The sequence below is a fragment of the Bradyrhizobium sp. R2.2-H genome, assembly GCF_004346455.1.
GTDB lineage: Bacteria > Pseudomonadota > Alphaproteobacteria > Rhizobiales > Xanthobacteraceae > Bradyrhizobium > Bradyrhizobium diversitatis.
On sequence record NZ_SMBR01000015.1, the window covers coordinates 184,971 to 202,902 of the forward strand.

General features: G+C 64.1%; 16 protein-coding genes. 8 read left to right on the forward strand and 8 right to left on the reverse strand.

Going from position 1 to position 17,932, the window contains the following annotated elements:
• Position 1 precedes the first annotated feature (1 nt).
• Both EDE08_RS31705 and EDE08_RS31710 read right to left on the reverse strand, forming a co-directional pair.
• Positions 2-769 carry an ABC transporter ATP-binding protein gene (locus tag EDE08_RS31705; RefSeq protein ID WP_165936293.1) on the reverse strand — a complete coding sequence of 256 codons (768 nt, stop codon included), beginning with the start codon at positions 767-769 and terminating at the stop codon, positions 2-4.
• A 2-nt stretch (positions 770-771) separates the two neighbouring features.
• Positions 772-1,908, reverse strand: a complete 1,137-nt coding sequence (locus EDE08_RS31710; RefSeq protein WP_131873080.1) for an ABC transporter permease — start codon at positions 1,906-1,908, stop codon at positions 772-774.
• A 175-nt stretch (positions 1,909-2,083) separates the two neighbouring features.
• Here EDE08_RS31710 and EDE08_RS31715 point away from each other — a divergent pair, with 175 nt between their 5' ends.
• Positions 2,084-2,359: a hypothetical protein gene (locus tag EDE08_RS31715; RefSeq protein ID WP_131873082.1), complete on the forward strand. Its 276-nt coding sequence runs from the start codon at positions 2,084-2,086 to the stop codon at positions 2,357-2,359.
• A complete protein-coding gene (locus EDE08_RS31720) occupies positions 2,360-2,848 on the forward strand; it encodes a phage holin family protein (RefSeq protein WP_061877934.1) in 489 nt (162 codons plus the stop codon).
• Positions 2,849-2,885: 37 nt separating this feature from the next.
• On the opposite strand, the gene EDE08_RS31725 is transcribed toward EDE08_RS31720, so the two are convergent.
• Together EDE08_RS31725 and EDE08_RS31730 are read right to left on the reverse strand one after the other, a co-directional pair.
• Positions 2,886-5,579 carry a bifunctional acetate--CoA ligase family protein/GNAT family N-acetyltransferase gene (locus tag EDE08_RS31725; RefSeq protein ID WP_131873084.1) on the reverse strand — a complete coding sequence of 898 codons (2,694 nt, stop codon included), beginning with the start codon at positions 5,577-5,579 and terminating at the stop codon, positions 2,886-2,888.
• Between the two features lie 64 nt (positions 5,580-5,643).
• Positions 5,644-6,477, reverse strand: coding sequence for a universal stress protein (locus tag EDE08_RS31730; protein ID WP_131873086.1), 834 nt, complete (start codon positions 6,475-6,477; stop codon positions 5,644-5,646).
• Positions 6,478-6,652: 175 nt separating this feature from the next.
• Between EDE08_RS31730 and EDE08_RS31735 the strand changes: the two genes are divergently transcribed.
• Genes EDE08_RS31735 through EDE08_RS31745 form a run of 3 tightly spaced genes read left to right on the forward strand, consistent with a single transcriptional unit; the run spans position 6,653 to position 10,184 of the window.
• Positions 6,653-7,636, forward strand: coding sequence for a zinc-dependent alcohol dehydrogenase family protein (locus tag EDE08_RS31735; RefSeq protein ID WP_131873088.1), 984 nt, complete (start codon positions 6,653-6,655; stop codon positions 7,634-7,636).
• Between the two features lie 11 nt (positions 7,637-7,647).
• Entirely contained in the window at positions 7,648-9,198 is a 1,551-nt protein-coding gene (locus EDE08_RS31740) for a bifunctional aminoglycoside phosphotransferase/ATP-binding protein (RefSeq protein ID WP_502700653.1), read from the forward strand.
• An 11-nt stretch (positions 9,199-9,209) separates the two neighbouring features.
• Entirely contained in the window at positions 9,210-10,184 is a 975-nt protein-coding gene (locus EDE08_RS31745; RefSeq protein WP_131873090.1) for a CHAD domain-containing protein, read from the forward strand.
• Here the strand turns inward: EDE08_RS31745 and EDE08_RS31750 are convergent.
• Positions 10,181-12,034, reverse strand: a complete 1,854-nt coding sequence (locus EDE08_RS31750) for a PHA/PHB synthase family protein (RefSeq protein WP_131873092.1) — start codon at positions 12,032-12,034, stop codon at positions 10,181-10,183. The two genes, EDE08_RS31745 and EDE08_RS31750, sit on opposite strands and share 4 nt — an antisense overlap.
• A 210-nt stretch (positions 12,035-12,244) precedes the next feature.
• On the opposite strand from EDE08_RS31750, the gene EDE08_RS31755 reads away from it, so the two are divergent.
• The gene (locus tag EDE08_RS31755; RefSeq protein ID WP_131873094.1) at positions 12,245-12,973 is read left to right on the forward strand and encodes a CBS domain-containing protein; all 729 of its coding nucleotides are present in this window, start codon (positions 12,245-12,247) and stop codon (positions 12,971-12,973) included.
• Positions 12,974-13,013: 40 nt separating this feature from the next.
• Here EDE08_RS31755 and EDE08_RS31760 read toward each other — a convergent pair whose 3' ends face one another.
• From EDE08_RS31760 to EDE08_RS31770, 3 genes are all read right to left on the reverse strand, one after another.
• Entirely contained in the window at positions 13,014-13,478 is a 465-nt protein-coding gene (locus tag EDE08_RS31760; RefSeq protein WP_207913144.1) for a RidA family protein, read from the reverse strand.
• Positions 13,479-13,493: 15 nt separating this feature from the next.
• Positions 13,494-15,185: a benzoate-CoA ligase family protein gene (locus EDE08_RS31765; protein WP_131873096.1), complete on the reverse strand. Its 1,692-nt coding sequence runs from the start codon at positions 15,183-15,185 to the stop codon at positions 13,494-13,496.
• Positions 15,186-15,332: 147 nt separating this feature from the next.
• Positions 15,333-15,851 (reverse strand): MarR family winged helix-turn-helix transcriptional regulator, encoded by a 519-nt coding sequence (locus EDE08_RS31770; RefSeq protein ID WP_028181148.1) that lies wholly within the window; start codon positions 15,849-15,851, stop codon positions 15,333-15,335.
• A 251-nt stretch (positions 15,852-16,102) separates the two neighbouring features.
• Here EDE08_RS31770 and EDE08_RS31775 point away from each other — a divergent pair, with 251 nt between their 5' ends.
• The gene (locus EDE08_RS31775) at positions 16,103-17,278 is read left to right on the forward strand and encodes an ABC transporter substrate-binding protein (RefSeq protein ID WP_131873098.1); all 1,176 of its coding nucleotides are present in this window, start codon (positions 16,103-16,105) and stop codon (positions 17,276-17,278) included.
• A 106-nt stretch (positions 17,279-17,384) separates the two neighbouring features.
• A complete protein-coding gene (locus tag EDE08_RS31780; protein WP_131873100.1) occupies positions 17,385-17,840 on the forward strand; it encodes a cupin domain-containing protein in 456 nt (151 codons plus the stop codon).
• Positions 17,841-17,932 lie beyond the last annotated feature (92 nt).

Below are 17,932 nucleotides of genomic sequence, written 5' to 3' on the forward strand. Positions count from 1 at the left end.
CTCATCTCATCTCGTGTTGCAGCATCTGCGAGCGCTTGCCGTGGAAATAGGCGCGCACCCAGGGATGCTCGGATTGCAGCAATTGGCGCATCGGGCCGATCGCGACGATCTTGCCGTCGGCGAGCGCGGCGACGCGGTCGCAGACCGTGGTCAGGCTCGCGAGGTCATGGGTCACCATGAACACGGTCAGCTCCAGCGTCCGTTGCAGCGTCTTGATCAGCACGTCGAATTCGCCGGCGGCGATCGGATCGAGGCCCGAGGTCGGCTCGTCCAGGAACAGGATCGGCGGATCGAGCGCGAGCGCACGCGCCAGCGCCACGCGCTTGGTCATGCCGCCGGACAGCTCCGACGGATATTTGTCGGCGTCCTCGGCGCGCAGGCCGACCATTTCGAGCTTCGCGATCGCGATCTCGTCCATCAGCTCCTGCGACAGAACGAGATTCTCACGGAGCGGAAACTGGACGTTCTGGCGCACCGTCAGCGAGGAGAACAGCGCGCCCTGCTGGAACAGGATGCCCCACGCCATCGCTGCGCCTCGACCATGGCCGCCGGCGGATTGCCCCATGACCTCGATGGTCCCGCTGCGGCGCGGGATGAGGCCGATGATGGTCCGCATCAGCACCGACTTGCCGCCGCCGGACGCCCCCACGAGCCCGAGGATCTCGCCCCGGCGAACGTCGAGCGACAAATGGTCGAGCACGGTCTGACGACCGAAGCCGACCACGAGGTCACGGACGCGGATCGCGAACTCGTCTTGCGGTCCGTCCATCGTCACATTCCGATCGAGGCAAAGAAGACAGCGAACAGGCCGTCGAGCACGATGACGAGGAAGATCGACTTCACGACCGACGTCGTGGTCTGCCGCCCCAGCGACTCGGCGCTGCCCTTGACGCGCAATCCCTCGCTACAGGCCACGATCCCGATCACAAGCGCCATGAACGGCGCCTTCAGGATGCCCACCTCGAAGTGGGTGACCGAGATGGCCTCATGCAACCGCGCGATGTAGATCGCCGGTCCCATGTCGCCATAGAACTGGGCAACAAGGCCGCCGCCATAGAGCGCGGCAATGGATCCGATGAAGGTGAGGATCGGCAGGGCAATGACCAGGGCCGCCACGCGCGGCAGGATCAGGACATCGACGGGATCGAGCCCCATGGTTGAGAGCGCGTCGATCTCCTCGCGCATCTTCATCGAGCCGAGCTCGGCGGTGTAGGCGCTTCCCGACCGGCCCGCGACCATGATGGCGACGATCAGCACGCCAAGCTCACGCAGCACCAGGATGCCGACCATGTCGACCGTATACGACTCCGCGCCGAATCTGCGGAAGTGGAAAAAGCCCTGCTGCGCAATGATGGCGCCGATCAGGAAGGTGATCAGCGCGACGATGGGGATCGCCTGCCACCCGATGCGGTAGAGCTGATAGACCAGTGACGTCAGCCGCAGCGAACGCGGCCTGCGCAGCACGCCGATCACGGCCATGAATAATGCGCCGAGCATCTGGAGGAAGACCGTGATGTCTTCCCGCGCCCCGACCGTGGACTTGCCGAGATCGCCCAGCCTCGCCAGGACCGGATTGGGTGCAGGCGCCGGGGCCGGCGTGTGGCGGTTGACCTGGCGCACCTCGTCCATCAGCCCGCTGAAATGGTCGGCGACGCCGACGAATTCGGCCGATCTGCCTGATGATGCGGCCCTGCGCGACAGCTTTTCAAGGACCCAGGCGCCGAGCGTGTCGAGCGCGCTGATGCCCGACATGTCCAGGGTTACGACGCGCGACCGGTCGACGTCGCCTCCGACCGAGCGGGACAAAGTTTCGAGCGTCACCACATTGGCGGCAGTCCAGGGCCCTTCAGGGCGCAATTTCAGCTCGTCGCCGGACGGCGTCGCGAGCAACAGCGGTTCGTGGTTCACGCTTCCACCTCATCGGGACAATCGGTCCCCATTCAGCCGGCATTTCTAGGCTAGCATGTGGCGCCCGGTTTGACCTGTCTCAAGAGACGAACACGCCCTGCCTCTTGACGCAAATCAAGCGCGGTCGCACGGGCGGGTCCTAGACTTGCCTCGATTCAACGAGGATACCGGATCCATGTTCGACAGTGACAGGATGGGCGAAGAACTGCGGGCGCTGAAGGTTGACGTCACACGCCTGCTGAGCACCGCCGGCGAGGAGATGTTCGAGAACTCGAAAGACCGCGCTGAGGCTCTCGCCGATCAGATCAGGGCCGCGCTCACCGAGCTCGGCGAGACCGTCGAACAAGAGCAGGTGCAGCTCCAGGGCCTCGTTGCAGAGCGTCCGATCACATCGCTCGCCTCCGCCTTCGCGCTGGGCGTGGTCGTCGGCTTCATGTTGAGGAGACACTAGGTGAATACCGAGAACGTGGTCAAACATTTGCGCGTGCTGTGGCGTACCGACAGAATCATCGCGGACATCAGGCTGCGCCATCTGCTGATCGGCCTCGGCCTGCGCGCCTTCGCGGCGCTGATCGCCGCGTTCGGGCTCCTGATGCTGGAATTGTCCGCCTATTTCGCGCTGGTGCAGATCTGGAGCGCAATTGCCGCGGCTGCGATCCTCGGCGCCGTCAATTTCGTCATCGCGGCCGTTCTCTTCGTGATCGCCGGCCGCGCTCCGTCGGGACGTGACATCGAGCTTGCCAACGAAATTCACGGCGCCTCGATCGAAGCCCTCCAGCTCGAGGCGCGCGCGCTCCAGGCCCAGGTGTCGGGCGCGGTGCATCATCCGCTCAGCACGATCGTGCCGGTGCTGCTGCCGCTGATCGCAATCATCATCAAGAACCTGCGGACGCCGGCCAAGGCGTCCGCCGATGCGACATCGGCCGAAGCACGTTCATGAAGCCCCGCACCTTGCGCTGATATGCTCCAGCGCACGCTCAAAGCTTCAACTTGACGTCGCAAAGGTCAGGCTCGGACGGATCCGGCTTGACCTCGAAGCCGAGCTGCCGGCACATGTCGAGCATCACGGTGTTCTCCTGGAGCACGTCGCCCGATATAGCCTTCAGTCCTTCCGACCGCGCATAGTCGATGATCAGCTGCATGAGCGCCCAGCCGAGCCCCCTGCCCTTGAGATCGGACCGTAGCAGGATCGCGTATTCGCCGCTCTCGTAGATCGAGTCCGAATGGAGCCGGACGACGCCGACCATTTCGCCGGTGGCCTCGTCGAATGCGATGAAGGCCATCGCGCGCGCATAGTCGAGCTGGGTCAGGCGTGCGATGAATTCGTGGGTGAATTCCTTCATCGGTGCGAAGAACCGCAGACGAAGGTCATGCGGGGTGACGTGGCCCAGGAATTCGTGGATGATCGGCTCGTCCTCGGGCCGCATGGGCCGCACGAAGATGCGCCAGTCGTCCTTGAGCTCGAGGCGGCGCTCCCATTGCGACGGATAAGCGCGAACGGCGAAATTGGCCGGGCCGGAGCCGACAAACTTCCGCTGCGGCGACCCGACCGCAACGCGGGCATCGACCGCGGTCACGCCGGTTTCGTCCGCCAGCAGCGGATTGATGTCGAATTCGTGGATCTCGGGAATGTCGGCCGCCATCTGCGCGAGCTTGACCAGCACCATGGCGACGGCGTCCGGCTTCACAGCCGGCACGTCCCGGTAAGCGCGGAGCAGCCGCGACATGCGCGTGCGCTCGATCAGGTCGCGGGCCAACTGCAGATCGAGCGGCGGCAGCGCGAGCGCCTTGTCATTGATGATCTCCACCGCCGTCCCGCCCCGGCCGAAAACAACGACCGTGCCGAAAGTCGGATCGTCGGCGAGGCCCAGGATCAGCTCGCGCGCTTTCGCCTTGACGACCATCGCCTGGACGATGACGCCGCCGATGCGCGCCTCCGGACGCAGCTTTTTCGCGCGCGCGATGATGCCCGTGGCGGCCACTCGGACTGCTTCAGGCGTGGTCAGGTTGAGAACGACGCCGCCGACGTCGGATTTGTGGACGATGTCCCGTGACATGATCTTCAGCACGACGGTGTCGCCCTGTGCGAAGATGTCGTTCGCATAGGCCACCGCCTGCTCGACATCGGTCGCCGCATAGGTCGGAACCATCGCGATGTCATAGGCTTCGAGCAGGTGCTTGATCTCGACAGGCTCGAGCCATTCACGGCCATCCGCGACCGCGGCGGTGACGATCTGCCTCGCTCCCCGGGCATCCGGAACGAAGGTATCAGGCATCGCGGGAGGAACCTGGCTCAGCTCCTCCACCACCTCGCGGTGCCGGACCAGATACATGAAGCCGCGCACGGCGTCGTCCTCGGTCGGATAGTTCGGCACACCGGCGCTGGAGAGTGTCTGGATGATGTGCTGATCGGCTCCAACCCAGGCCGCCAATACGGGCTTCGCCCAGCTGCGGTGCTGCTCGCGATATTTTCTGACGAGCTCCGTCACGGTCGTGGCGATCTCGGCGGCCGAGGCGATCGCCGTTTGCACGTTGAGGACCAGGACTGCGTCGTTGTCACGATCGGCCAGCAGCTCCTCCAGCGCCACCGCGTAGCGCGAGGCGTCGGCATCACCCACGATGTCAACGGGATTCGCACCGGACCAGGTCGGCGGCAGCGCTGCGTCGAGCTTCTTGCGCGCCTCGGCCGAGACGGTTGCCGGAATTCCTCCGAGGTCGACCAATCGATCGATGGCAAGGACGCCGATGCCGCCGCCGTTGGTCAAGATGGCGAGACGCTTTCCCGTCGGCGATTCGACACGGCCGAGCGTCTCGGCACAATCGAACAGCTCACGCAGATCGGAGACCCGCAGGACACCCGCGCGGCGGAACGCCGCGTCGTAGACAGCGTCGGCGCCGGCGAGCGCACCGGTGTGCGTGGCAGCCGCCTTCGCGCCCTGCGCCATGCGGCCGGATTTCACCACGACGACGGGCTTCACGCGCGCCGCGGCGCGCGCCGCCGACATGAACTTGCGCGCGTCCTTGATGGCCTCGATGTAGAGCAGGATCGCGCGGGTCTTGTGATCCATCGCGAAATGGTCGAGCAGATCGGCAATATCGACGTCGATCTGATCGCCGATAGAAACGATGCCGGAGAATCCGACGCCGCGCTGCGCGGCCCAATCGACCATGCCGGCGGCAATTGCACCCGATTGCGAGATCAGCGCGAGGTTACCCGCCCCCGGCATGTGCGCGGCGAAACTGGCATTCAGGCTGACGCCGGGCATCATGATGCCGAGGCAGTTCGGCCCGATCAGCCGCATGCCGTATTTTCGGGCAGCAGTGCATGTGGCCTCGTGCAGCGATCCCGGTCCCTGGCCGAGCCCGGCCGAGACGATCAGCGCGCCCGCAGACCCGAGACGCCCGGCCTGGTCGACAATGCCTGGAATCTCGCCTGCGGGGGCGGTAATGACCACGAGCTCAGGCACGAAGTCCAGCCTGTCCAGGCTCTTCACCGCCGCGACGCCGCCGATCTCGGCGTGGCGCGGATTGACGAGGCCAAACTGCCCCTTGAATCCGGCCTTGCGAATGTTCTCCAGAACGGCGCGGCCCACGGATCCCGAGCGGGCGCTCGCCCCGACAAGCGCGACCGAGCGCGGCGACAGCAGGTTGTTCAGACGATAGGTTGACATGAAAGAAAATGCGCCGGGTCAGCGGCGGTTCCGATTGGTTGACGATCAAGACGAAAGAAGGAGCCTAGTGCGAGATCATAACCCAGCACGGTGGCTGGCCAATGACGGTCTTTGTCACACCGCCCCAGACGATCTCGTTCAGGCGCGAATGATGATAGGCGCCCATGACGATCGCATCGATGCCATGGGAATTCGCCCAGCTTCCCAGTACCTTGCCGATCGAGCTGCCGCCGCCTTTCGTCGCTTCGAACGAGGCATCGACCCCATGTTCCCTCAAATGATCGACGAGAGCCGTACCGGATTGCACGACCGCCTCGGTCTTGTCGTCCGCCACGGTCACCACGCGGACCGAGGTCGCTGCCCGAAGAATCGGCAACGCGTCGCCGACCGCACGCGCGGCGCGAGCAGAGTGATCCCAGGCAATCATGACGTTTTCGAATTCAGGCCGAAGCTCGTCCGCGAGATGCTCGGGACAGAGCAGAAGCGGCCGGCCGGATCCGAACAAGAAGGCTTCGACAATGCCCTCTGTTCGACTGTCGTGCGGTTTCACGGGAACCAGCGTAAGGTCGCTGAAGCGGGCATGCTCGGCCAGGATCGCGCCGATCTGATCCGCAGGCACCTTGCCCGATCGGCTCTGGGCGCGAATGTTGGCGCGGGAGGCTGCGCTGGTGAAGGCATTCAGGAGCTGCTGCATGTCGCCGGCTTCGGGGCCGGCGTGCTCGGAATCGCGATCGTGAGGCAGCATCACCCTCGGTCGCTCGAAGATCTCTTCCTCTAGCGCGAGCGCGGTGATCCTGGCACCGAGATCGGCGGCAACAGCCACGCATTTCTCTATCGCGACCACAGCCGGTCCGCGCGGCTGGCCGACAAGGGGCAGAAAGACGTCCTTGATGGGCATCCGCATTCTCCTGGGTCGCCACGATAGGCCGGCGCGCGTCGAGGCACTTGATCCTCGTCAAGCGCAAAAAGACTCTATCCGGTCATCCGGGAACAGGCGTTGACCAGCGTCAAGGACTGGTCGCTTGGTCATTCTATGAATAACTCAATCGGAGCGGTTCGCCCCGGAGAGACTCATGCGTGCGATGGTGTTGCCGGCTCCACGAGCGCGGCTCCAGATGGAGGAGCGGTCTGACCCGATTCCCGGCGAGGGTCAGCTCCGGGTGAAAATCGGCGCCTGCGGCGTATGCCGGACCGATCTTCATCTCGTCGATGCCGAGCTGCCCGATATTCGTTATCCGATCGTGCCTGGGCACGAGATCGTCGGCCGGGTCGACCTCGTTGGGCCGAATGTGACAACACATGCGCCTGGCGACCGGGTCGGCATTCCCTGGCTCGGCTTCACCTGCGGAAAATGTCGATTCTGCCGGGAGGGCATGGAAAACCTGTGTGACGCACCGCTCTTCACGGGCTATACGCGCGACGGCGGCTACGCGACCCACACCATCGCCGACGCACGCTACGCTTTTCCGCTCGGTGAGGCCGGCAGCGACGTGGAGATTGCGCCCCTGCTGTGCGCAGGGCTGATCGGCTGGCGCTCGCTGGTTCTGGCCGGCCCCGCCGACCGGCTCGGCCTCTACGGCTTTGGCGCAGCCGGCCACATCATTGCGCAGGTCGCGATTTGGCAGGGACGATCCGTCCATGCATTCACGCGACGCGGCGACGCCGCTGCACAAGACCTTGCACGTCGTCTCGGCGCGGTCTGGGCGGGGTCATCGGACGAAGCGCCCGACGAGCCGCTCGACGCCGCCATCATCTACGCACCAGCCGGCGAGCTCGTTCCGGCCGCGTTGCGCGCCGTCCGCAAAGGCGGGCGCGTCGTATGCGCCGGCATCCACATGACCGACATTCCAAGCTTTCCGTATGACTTGCTCTGGCAGGAACGGCAGTTGGTCTCGGTCGCCAATCTGACCCGGCAGGATGGCCTCGATTTTCTAAAGGTCGCCCCGCAAGCCGGCGTGCGTACCGAGACGACGGCGTTTCCGCTCGATCAGGCCAACGAGGTTCTTGGCAAGCTGCGGAATGGCCAGATTCTCGGCGCGGCCGTGCTGACGCCGTGATGGTGCTTCGAATGCCCGCTCCGATCGAGGATGAAACGGCGGCCCAGGAGCGCATCTTCCAGATGCTGACCGACCATCCCGGCGTGACGCGGATCGACACGCATGGAGCCTCGGTGTTCCTGGATGCAAAGCGCGCGCTGAAGATCAAGCGCGCCGTCCGCTTTCCGTTCCTTGACTATTCGACACTCGAGAAGCGCAAGGCGGCCTGCGAGGAGGAGATCAGGATCAACCGGCCGCTGGCGCCGCAGATCTATCACGGCGTCGTGGCGATCACCGAAGAGCCGGATGGATCTCTGAAGGTCGACGGCGCCGGCCGGCCGATCGAATATGCGGTCGACATGTCGCGTTTCGACGAAAACAGGACACTGGATCATCTGGCAAAGGCCGGCCCGCTGGAGGCGCAGCTCGCCTCGGCTGCCGCTGACGCAATCGCGGCGTCGCACGCGGCGGCGACCCGCGGCGACGGAGAAGCCTGGGTCTCATCCATCCCGGCCCTGATCGACGGCAACAGTGACGGCCTGCGGGCCGGCGGACATTTCAACGCGGAAGACATCGAAAGGCTCGGCAAGGCGTCGCACGAGGCGTATCTGCGTATTCGTCCCCTGCTCGCAGAGCGCGGCCGCCAGGGCTTCGTGCGCCGCTGTCATGGCGATCTGCACCTCGCAAACATCGTTCTGATCGATGATCGGCCCGTGCTGTTCGACGCCATCGAGTTCGATGCGCAGATGGCAACGGTCGACGTGCTCTACGATCTCGCGTTCACCCTCATGGACCTGTTGCAGCACGACCAACTGCGCGCGGCGAATATCGCCATGAACCGCTATCTTGCAGCGACGCCGGCCGACAATCTCGATGCGCTCTCGGCCCTGCCGCTGTTCATGTCCATCCGTGCGGCGATCCGCGCCCAGGTGGCCCTGGCACGGCTGAAGCGGCCGCATTCCGATCGTCCCGGCATCCTCGACCAGGCACAGCGCTATTTTGACCTCGCCCGGATGCTGATCCGTCCTCCTGCCCCGCGTCTGATTGCGGTCGGGGGACTGTCCGGCACCGGAAAGACCGTTCTGGCGTACGCGCTCGCGCCGCTCGTCGCGCCGCATCCGGGAGCCGTCGTGCTGCGCAGCGATCTGGTCCGCAAGCAAATGTTCGGGGTCGAGGACACGCAACGCCTTTCGCCATCCGCCTATACGCCGGAGGTCACGGCCCGCGTCTACGACACGCTGGCTCAGCGCGCCCGGCGGGTGCTAGCGCAGGGCCATTCGGCGATCATCGACGGCGTATTCGCCCGTGAGGACGAACGCGACGCGATCGCCGCGCTGGCGCGAGAGCGCAACGTGGCGCTGAACGGTCTATTCCTGGTCGCAGATCTCGCGACCCGGCAGGCACGGATCGGAGGCCGCCGGGGAGACGCATCGGACGCCACGCAAGAGGTTGCCGCGCTGCAAGAGCACTATAAGATCGGCCATGTCGGCTGGGCGACCATCGATGCATCCGGGACAGAAGAGCAGACGCTGCAGAACTGCCGGGACGCGATCGCCAAAAGGCAAACAACGCAACCTGATTGATGCGGGCAAGGATGTCGGGACCCACCACAAGCTCGAGGGCGACCACGCGTGCCAAGCCGGCGACGCGGCGCAATACCCTGCCCGGCCGCCTCAGCCCCGGCATGGCCTGCGACACGGCCTTCCGGATCATCGCCCGCCGTCACCTCGATGCCGTGATCGCTCAGCACGACGGGACCTGCCGCGGCGACCCCGAAGCTCTGCACCAGATCCGCATCGCACTGACGCATCTGCGTACTGCCATCCGCTTCTTCTCGCCGATGGTCGACGACGCCCTGCGCCCGAACGTCTGGGCCGAACTGAGATGGCTGAACGGCCAGCTCGGCATGGTGCGGGATCTCGATGTGGCGATCGAGCGGGTCGTCGCCGAGAGTGGCGACGAACTCGCCGTGATCGCCGAGCTTCAGCAGTGGGACGAGAAACGGGCCGAAAGCCACAGGCTGCTGGCGCGTGCGCTGCAATCCGCACGGTACCGCCGCCTGGTCGAGCAGACCTCGACGTGGATCGAAAGCGGCCCCTGGTCGACCCGGCGCAGCAAGGAGACCATTCGACTGCGCCGCCGCACGCTCGCCGAACACGCGATGGAGCGGCTGACCGAGTGGGAGACGAGGCTGCTCAAGAAAGCGCGAAGACTCCGCAAGCTCGACGTCGAGAAACGACACAAGCTGCGGCTTCTCAACAAGCGGCTGACCTATTCGATCGAATCGCTCCAGGACCTGTTCGCCGCGGAAACGCCGACGAAACACAAGTCCATCCTCAAGCAATTGCGCAAGGCACAAAGAGCGCTCGGACAATTGAACGACGATGCACGAGGACAGGCGCTGGCGGCGTCCTTGAACGGCGCCGGCCTCGGTGCCTCCGATCGCTTTCTCAACCGAAAGCGGGAAAAGAAGCTGTTGCGAACCGCGTCGGTGGCCTACCGGAAATTGGACAAGGCCAAGCCGTTCCGCTCCTCGGATCTCGCGCCGGGCTCCGAGCCGGAGGTTTAGGTGTGAACATAGTCTCCCGGCGCATCGGGCAGGCCGGGTGCGACTCCAAACCCAATCTGCGGCGGATCGCAGGGCGCGCCGGAACGCGCCGCGAGCCATTTGGCCCATTCCGGCCACCACGACCCTTCAACCCGCGGAGCCAGCTTCAGCCATTCATCCGCACCGACATAGGGCGCATCAGCAGCCTTGGTCAGGACCTGATAGCTGTGGCCGGGCTCCTCCGGAGGCGCCACGACACCGGCATTGTGACCGCCGCTGGTCAACAGGAACGTCACGTCAGCATCGACCTGATAGTGGATCTTGTAGACGGATCGCCATGGCGCCACGTGATCGGCGAGCGTGCCGACCACGAACATCGGCACGTGAATATCGGAGAGCGAAACACTCCTGCCTCCGACGAGATAGCGCCCTCCCGCCAGATCGTTGTCGAGGAACAGCCTGCGCAGATACTCCGAATGCATGCGATAGGGCAGCCGCGTGGCGTCGGCGTTCCAGGCCATCAGGTCGCTCGGCGGCGCGCTCTCGCCCATCAGATAGTCATGTGACAGCCGCGACCAGATCAGTTCGTTCGAGCGCAGCAACTGGAAGGCGCCGGCCATCTGCGTCGTGTCGAGATAGCCGCGCTGCCACATCATGTCTTCGAGAAAGGCCACCTGGCTCTCGTTGATGAAGAGCGTCAGCTCTCCGGCCTCGGTGAAGTCGGTCTGCGCGGCAAGGAGAGTGACCGAGCCGAAGCGGTTATCACCGTCGCGCTCCATCGCGGCGGCGGCGATCGACAGCAATGTGCCCCCCAGACAATAGCCGAGCGCATGGGTCTTCCGACCCGGCATGATCAGGCCGATCATGTCCAGCGCCGCCATGACGCCCAGCCTGCGATAATCGTCGAAGGCGAGATCCCGATCCCTCGCATCCGGGTTGCGCCAGGAAATCGCGAACACGGTGAAACCTTGACCGGTCAGATATTTGACCAGCGAGTTCTGCGGCGAGAGATCGAGGATGTAATATTTCATGATCCAGGCCGGCACGATCAGGATCGGCTCGGGCCGCACCTGCGCGGTGGTCGGATAATACTGAATCAGCTCGATCAGCTCGTTGCGGTAGACGACCTTGCCGGGTGAAACCGCCACCGACTTGCCGACCACGAACTGCCCGTCGTCGGCCAGTTTCGAGTTGGAGAGCAGGCGCATCAGGTCGCTGCACCAGTTCTGCCAGCCGAAGACGAAATTCTCCCCGCCGCTCTGGAACGCCTTCTCCAGCACCTTCGGATTGGTCGCAGCGAAGTTCGACGGCGCCAGCATGTCGAGCATCTGGCGCATCGAGAACTCGACGATGGCCTCATTTGCGTGCGACACGCCGCGTACGCCCGTCGCAGCATCGCGCCACCAGCGCTCTCCGAGCAGAAACGCCTGCGCCACCAGGTTGAACGGCGCGATCTCCCATTGCGGTCCGCTGAAGCGGCGATCCCGCTGCTGCGGCTGGATCACGGACCACGGCTTTTGCCCAGGCGACATCGCGTGCGCAGCAGCTTCCACGAGCCGGCCGCCGTCGCGAAGGATGTTGCGAGAAATCTCCATCTGGCGCTGAGGCGCCGCGGCCAGATGCGAGCTCCAATCGAGCCAGGCGAGCGACAAGGCAAGCGGCGATATCCCGCCCGTGAATCGCGCCAGCATCGCGTGAAAGGCGCGGTCCAGAGGATATGGCTCTGATGCAGGCATGGAATCAGCCGCGACCGGAGTGCTTTCGAGTTTTTCGGAGCTCACAAACGAGGCTTCGCGACCAGCGACGGGATCGGCGGGGAGAACCTGCACCGCCGGCTCTTCAGCCCGTGGAAATTTCTGCACGACGCTCATGGCTCATGTTCCTGCGGGCTTCAGTTGTACGTGGCTAAAGGGTATCGCGAGGCGTCGATGCCGTGTTGAGCTGCATCAATCCCGGGTCCGGATCACAATTTCTCAATCGGGATCGACCGTGTTCGCCCGATTGACTTGTGTCAAACAGCACCTCGATACCCGAGCTAGGTTACGCGCATCGAAGTTTCAATAAGCAAAGCGGAGTCGTCCATGCGCGCCCACCAGATCATGACCCGGTCGGTCATCTCGGTCACCCCCGACACCAGCATCGTCGAAGCGGCAAATATCATGCTGAAGCGGCATGTCAGCGGACTCACGGTGGTCGACGAGACCGGCAAGCTAGTCGGCGTCGTGTCGGAAGGAGATTTCATCCGCCGCAGCGAAATCGGCACCGGGCGCAAGCGCGGACGCTGGCTTCGCTTCATCCTCGGTCCGGGCAAATCCGCCAGCGATTTCGTCCATGAGCACGGACGCAAGGTCTCGGAAGTGATGACCGACTCGCCCGTGACGATCACCGAGGATACGGCGCTCGCGGAGATCGTCGATCTCATGGAGCGGAACAACATCAAGCGGCTGCCGGTCGTGCGTGGCGACAAGGTCGTCGGGATCGTATCCCGCGCCAATCTGCTGCAGGCGGTGGCGGGGCTCGCCCGCGAAGTGCCGGATCCCACCGCGGATGACGACCACATTCGCACACGCATCATCGATACCATGGAGAAGAGCGACTGGTGCCCGTTTGGATTGAACGTGATCGTGCGCAACGGTATCGTTCACCTCAGCGGCGTCATCACCGAAGAGCGCGCGCGGCAGGCCGCGGTCGTCGCCGCGGAGAACGTCGAGGGCGTGAAGAAGGTGCACGACCATCTGTGCTGGGTCGACACCATGTCGGGCGTCTATCTGAACTCGCCCGAGGACGACGAGCTCGCCCAAGCGAGCTAACCAAGGCGAGCTGATCAGGGAGAGCCGATCCCGGCAGATTTCAGCGAGGAATGACGGCGGTGGCTTCGATTTCGACGCGCGCCGCCTTCTCCACGAGGCGGACTACCTGAACCAGCGCCATCGCAGGATAGTGGGCTCCGAAGACGTCGCGATAGATCCTGCCCAGTTCCTTCAGATTGGCCAGGTACTCGTCCATGTCGACGACGTACCAGGTCAGGCGCACGAGGTGCTCGGGCCGGGCACCGGCCTCGGCCAGGATCGCGGCGATGTTGTCCAAGGTCTGGCGCACCTGCGCGACGAAGCCTTCCGCGAGGCGCTCTTCTGCATCCCAGCCGATCACCCCGCCGGTGACGACGATACGCCCTTCGGCAGCCATGCCGTTGGCATAACCTTTCGGAACCGGCCAGCCCGATGGCTGCAGGATCTGCGCCCTGATGCGCGTTCCTTCCTCGGCTGCCGTCGGCAGCACCGCGAGTTGCGAGCCTTTCGGGGGCGTCACGGACAATTCTCTATCCTTCTCTCATTCCGCAGCGACGCCTGAGGACGTCGCCGCGACCTGCGCCAGCTGCCGCAGGGCAAAGCGCTTCAGCTTGCCGGTTTCGGTCTTCGGCAATTGCGTCACGAACTCGATCGCGCGCGGATATTTGTACGGCGCGATCTCGCGTTTGACATGCTCCTGCAGCTCCGCCACGAGCTGCGCGTCCGCAGTCACGCCGGGCGCGGCGATGACATAGGCCTTCACGATCATGCCGCGCGCCTCGTCGGGGGCGCCGACCACGCCGCACTCGGCAACCGCCGGATGCGTGAGCAGCGCCGCTTCGACGTCGGTCCCTGCGATGTTGTAGCCGGCCGACACGATCATGTCGTCGGAGCGCGACTGGTACCAGAAATAGCCGTCGCTATCCATCAGATAGGTGTCGCCGGTGATGTTCCAGCCGTTCTGGACGTATTTGCGCTGCCGCTCGTCGGCCAGATAGCGGCAGCCGGTCGGCCCGCGCACCGCGAGACGGCCCATCGTCCCGGGCGCAACGTCGCAGCCCTCATCATCGACGATCTTGGCTTCATAGCCCGGCACGGGCTTGCCGGTGGCGCCGGGGCGGATCTCGTCCTCGGTCGCGCTGATGAAGATGTGCAGCATCTCGGTCGAACCGATGCCGTCCATCAGCTTGATCCCGGTGGCCTTGAACCAGGCATCGAAGGTCGGCTTGGGCAGCGTCTCGCCCGCGGAGACGCATTTGCGAAGCGAGGAGATGTCGCGGCCCGGCAGCTTGCCGATCATGGCGCGGTATGCGGTCGGCGCGGTGAAGCAGACCGTCGTCTTGTACTGCTCGATCGCCGACAGCAGGTCGTCCGGCGTCGTCTTCTCAAGCACGACAAAGGAGGCGCCGATATGCATCGGAAACAGCACGCCGCCGAAGCCGAAGGTGAAGGCGAGCGGGGCCGAGCCGATGAAACGATCCTTCTGCCCGGCGCGCAGGATGTTGCGCGCGTAACCGTCGCAGACCGCGAGCATGTCGCGGTGGAAATGCATGGTGCCCTTGGGATCACCTGTCGTGCCCGAGGTGAAAGCGATCAGGCAGATGTCATCGGCGGCGGTATCGAGAGCCTCGAACTCCGGGCTCGCATCCGCGATCAGCGCTTCGAGCGAATCGGAAGCGCCGTTGCCCCAATAGACGACGCGCTCGAGACCGGGCGCTGCGGCCTTCGCCTTCTCCATCTCATCGGAGAGTTTTCCGTCGCACAGTGCCAGCGTGATCGCCGCTTTCTGGATCGGATAAGACAGCTCCTTGGCGCGGAGCAGCGGCATCGTCGCCACGACGATGCCGCCGGCCTTGATCACCGCGAGATAGGTCGCAACCATCATGGGGTTGTTGGCAGAGCGCAACAGCACCCGGCCGCCGGGAACGAGATTGAGCTTGCCGACCAGCACGTTGGCGATGCGATTCACCAGCGCCTGCAGCTCGCGATAGGTGTAGCTGACGGAAGGGCTGATGACGCAGGGCGCCTCGCCATGTCCCTGCTCGACCCAGCGATCCAGGAAATAGCTGACGCAGTTCAGTCGCGGGGGGTAGTGCAGCTCCGGCCGCGTGAAGATGAATTCGGGCCAGAGCTCGCGCGGCGGCAGATGTTGCCGCGCGAACGTATCGACATGGGCCGTCGCGGCGTTGTCGTCACACGAACCCGACATTTGAATCTTGGCGGCGTTGGCCATCGCACGCTCCTTTCAGCATGGATTGCACCCGGCAGCACGATCTGGAAACATTTTAGGCTTAAAACAATTCGGCGCAATAGCGGATTTTGGGCATGCCGTGCTTTTTCCTGCGGCAAGAGGGATCGGCGCCCCGCCCAGCGGCGGGACTTACGACCGGCGGCGCGCGGCCGATTTCTGCGCGGACGCCTTGGTCTTGGCCAGGAGCCGCATCAGCTCGCGCACGTCCTTCGGGGTCAGGTCGGCGAAGAGATCGGCGATCCAGGTTTCGTGTTCCGCAGCCATTCGGCGAAACTCGGCGCGTCCGAGCTTCGTGAGTCGGATCACCTGGACGCGGCGGTCCGTCTCCGAGGTCCGGCGGTCGAGATGACCGGAGTCCACCAGACGCTCCACGAGGCCGGTCACATTGCCGTTCGACACCATCATCCGCTTGGAAACATCGGACAGCGTCATGCCGTCAGGCGCCTTGTCGAGCTGCGCCATCAGGTCGAAACGGGGCAGCGTGACGTCGAAACGCTGCCGCAGCCGGCCGCGCACCTCGCCCTCGATCAGCGTCGTGCAGGTCAGGAGCCGCAGCCACAGCCGAAGCTCTTCGGCGTGGTCCTCCGGCGTTTCGACGGCCTTGGTCTCGGAATCGAGCATGTTGATGCAGCCACTCACGGCCGGCATTGGCGCCGGCACGGATTCCCCAACGTTTTGAGCTTCAAATAAATCGGAGCCGGCTGCAAGTCCAAAGCTGCAACAATCAACCGCAGGACAATTTCTTTAGGCTTCAAACAATTGGCGCGCCACTTGCATGCGCCGCTCCCCGCAGAATGCGACGCCTCGAGCTCGGCTTGCCGCGGCGACCATCATCGGCATAAGTTTGAATTTGGAGTACGTGGCTTGCAGCGCAGGCCAATCGTCACGAGGGGCAGATCATGAAGACGCAAATGACCTTGGCCGCGGCCGCCGTGCTGCTCGGCACCGTAGTGCCCCCTGCCCTTGCCCAGGAAAAAATCAAGCTGGGTGTAATCGTGACCCTGTCGGGGCCTGCCGCCGCGCTTGGCCAACAGGTTCGGGACGGCTTCACGCTTGCCTTGAAAGATCTCGGCAGCAAGATGGGCGGCCGCGATGTCGAGGTCGTCGTCGTCGACGACGAGTTGAAACCGGATGCAGCGGTGACCAAGGTCAAGGGCCTTCTCGAGCGCGAGAAGGTCGACTTCGTGGTCGGACCGATCTTCTCCAACATCCTCCAGGCGATCCACCGGCCCATCACGGAATCGAAGACCTTCCTGATCAGCCCCAATGCCGGGCCGTCGACCTTTGCCGGCAAGGACTGCAACCCGTTCTTCTATGTGACCTCGTATCAGAACGATCAGGTGCACGAGATCCTCGGCAAAGTCGCGCAGGATCGCGGCTACAAGCGCATGTACCTGATGGTGCCGAACTATCAGGCCGGCAAGGATTCGGCGGCCGGGTTCAAGCTCGACTACAAGGGCGAGATCGTCGAAGAATCCTACATGCCGCTGAACACGCTGGACTTCCAGCCGGAGTTGTCCAAGATCTCGTCGCAGAAGCCCGATGCACTGTTCACGTTCATGCCCGGCGGTCTCGGCGTCAATCTCGTCAAGCAATACCGGCAGGCCGGCCTTGCCGACACCATTCCGGTGCTCTCGGCTTTCACGGTGGATGAATCGACCCTGCCGGCGCAGCAGGACGCCGCAGTCGGCATGTTCGGCGGCGCGAACTGGGCGCCCAATCTCGACAATCCCCAGAACAAGAAATTCGTTGCGGCCTATGAGGCCGCTTATAACATCGTGCCCGGCACCTACGCCTTTCAGGCCTATGACGCCGCGATGCTGATCGACAGCGCGGTCAAAGCGGTGAAGGGCGATCTATCGAACAAGGACGCCGTTCGGGCGGCGCTCAAGAAGGCCGACTTCACCTCGCTGCGCGGCACCTTCAAGTTCAACACCAACGGCTATCCCATCCAGGATTTCTACCTGACCAAAGTCGCCAAGCGTCCGGACGGCAAGTTCCAGACCGAGATCGTCCAGAAGGTCTTCGAGAACTACGGCGACCGCTATGCCAAGGACTGCAAGGCGGCGAACTGAGCATGATCCGGACCCGAAGGGCCGCGGTAGCGCAAAGTGCGCAGCGGTTTTCCGAGAAAGATCGTGCTCTGACGATAGCCGCGTATCGCGTTACGGGAGGACTGCAATGAAGAGCGAAATCACCGGCATTACCCGGGCGAATGAGGGCATCCAGGGCATTTCCTGGAACATCCTCGGCCAGACCTATGTGCCGAAGAGCTACGCCGAGCACAGCTTCTCCTGGCACGCGACACTTCCGCCGGGCACGTTTGTGCCGCCGCACATTCATCCCGATCAGGATGAGTATCTCTACATGCTGGAGGGCAAGCTCGATTTCGTGCTCGGCAATTCGGAGTCGCAGGCGACCGCCGGCGACCTGATCCGGCTCGGCATGGGCGTGCCTCACGGCATCTTCAACAAGTCGGAGCAGACCGCAAAAGTTCTGTTCTGGGTCTCCCCGAGCCGCAAGCTGTTCGACCTGTTCTGGGGCCTTCACAACATGAAGGAGCAGAAGCCCGAGGACGTGGTGGCGCTGGCCGCCGAGTTCAACATCCACTTCCTGCCGCCGCCGCCCGGCGGCTAGAGCGTTTCACATTTTGATTGAAGCATAACCGGCGCTTGCGAAGTAGTTTGCGCATTCGCGAGGCTGGATGTCTTGGACGAGGTGACCGATAT

Bases quoted from the DNA above. Each gene is read 5' to 3' on its own strand.
- EDE08_RS31705 (WP_165936293.1), bottom strand. From the start codon at position 769: ATGGACGGACCGCAAGACGAGTTCGCGATCCGCGTCCGTGACCTCGTG.
- EDE08_RS31715 (WP_131873082.1), top strand. From the start codon at position 2,084: ATGTTCGACAGTGACAGGATGGGCGAAGAACTGCGGGCGCTGAAGGTT.
- EDE08_RS31725 (WP_131873084.1), bottom strand. From the start codon at position 5,579: ATGTCAACCTATCGTCTGAACAACCTGCTGTCGCCGCGCTCGGTCGCG.
- EDE08_RS31730 (WP_131873086.1), bottom strand. From the start codon at position 6,477: ATGCCCATCAAGGACGTCTTTCTGCCCCTTGTCGGCCAGCCGCGCGGA.
- EDE08_RS31735 (WP_131873088.1), top strand. From the start codon at position 6,653: ATGCGTGCGATGGTGTTGCCGGCTCCACGAGCGCGGCTCCAGATGGAG.
- EDE08_RS31740 (WP_502700653.1), top strand. From the start codon at position 7,648: ATGCCCGCTCCGATCGAGGATGAAACGGCGGCCCAGGAGCGCATCTTC.
- EDE08_RS31745 (WP_131873090.1), top strand. From the start codon at position 9,210: ATGTCGGGACCCACCACAAGCTCGAGGGCGACCACGCGTGCCAAGCCG.
- EDE08_RS31750 (WP_131873092.1), bottom strand. From the start codon at position 12,034: ATGAGCGTCGTGCAGAAATTTCCACGGGCTGAAGAGCCGGCGGTGCAG.
- EDE08_RS31755 (WP_131873094.1), top strand. From the start codon at position 12,245: ATGCGCGCCCACCAGATCATGACCCGGTCGGTCATCTCGGTCACCCCC.
- EDE08_RS31765 (WP_131873096.1), bottom strand. From the start codon at position 15,185: ATGGCCAACGCCGCCAAGATTCAAATGTCGGGTTCGTGTGACGACAAC.
- EDE08_RS31770 (WP_028181148.1), bottom strand. From the start codon at position 15,851: ATGCCGGCCGTGAGTGGCTGCATCAACATGCTCGATTCCGAGACCAAG.
- EDE08_RS31775 (WP_131873098.1), top strand. From the start codon at position 16,103: ATGAAGACGCAAATGACCTTGGCCGCGGCCGCCGTGCTGCTCGGCACC.
- EDE08_RS31780 (WP_131873100.1), top strand. From the start codon at position 17,385: ATGAAGAGCGAAATCACCGGCATTACCCGGGCGAATGAGGGCATCCAG.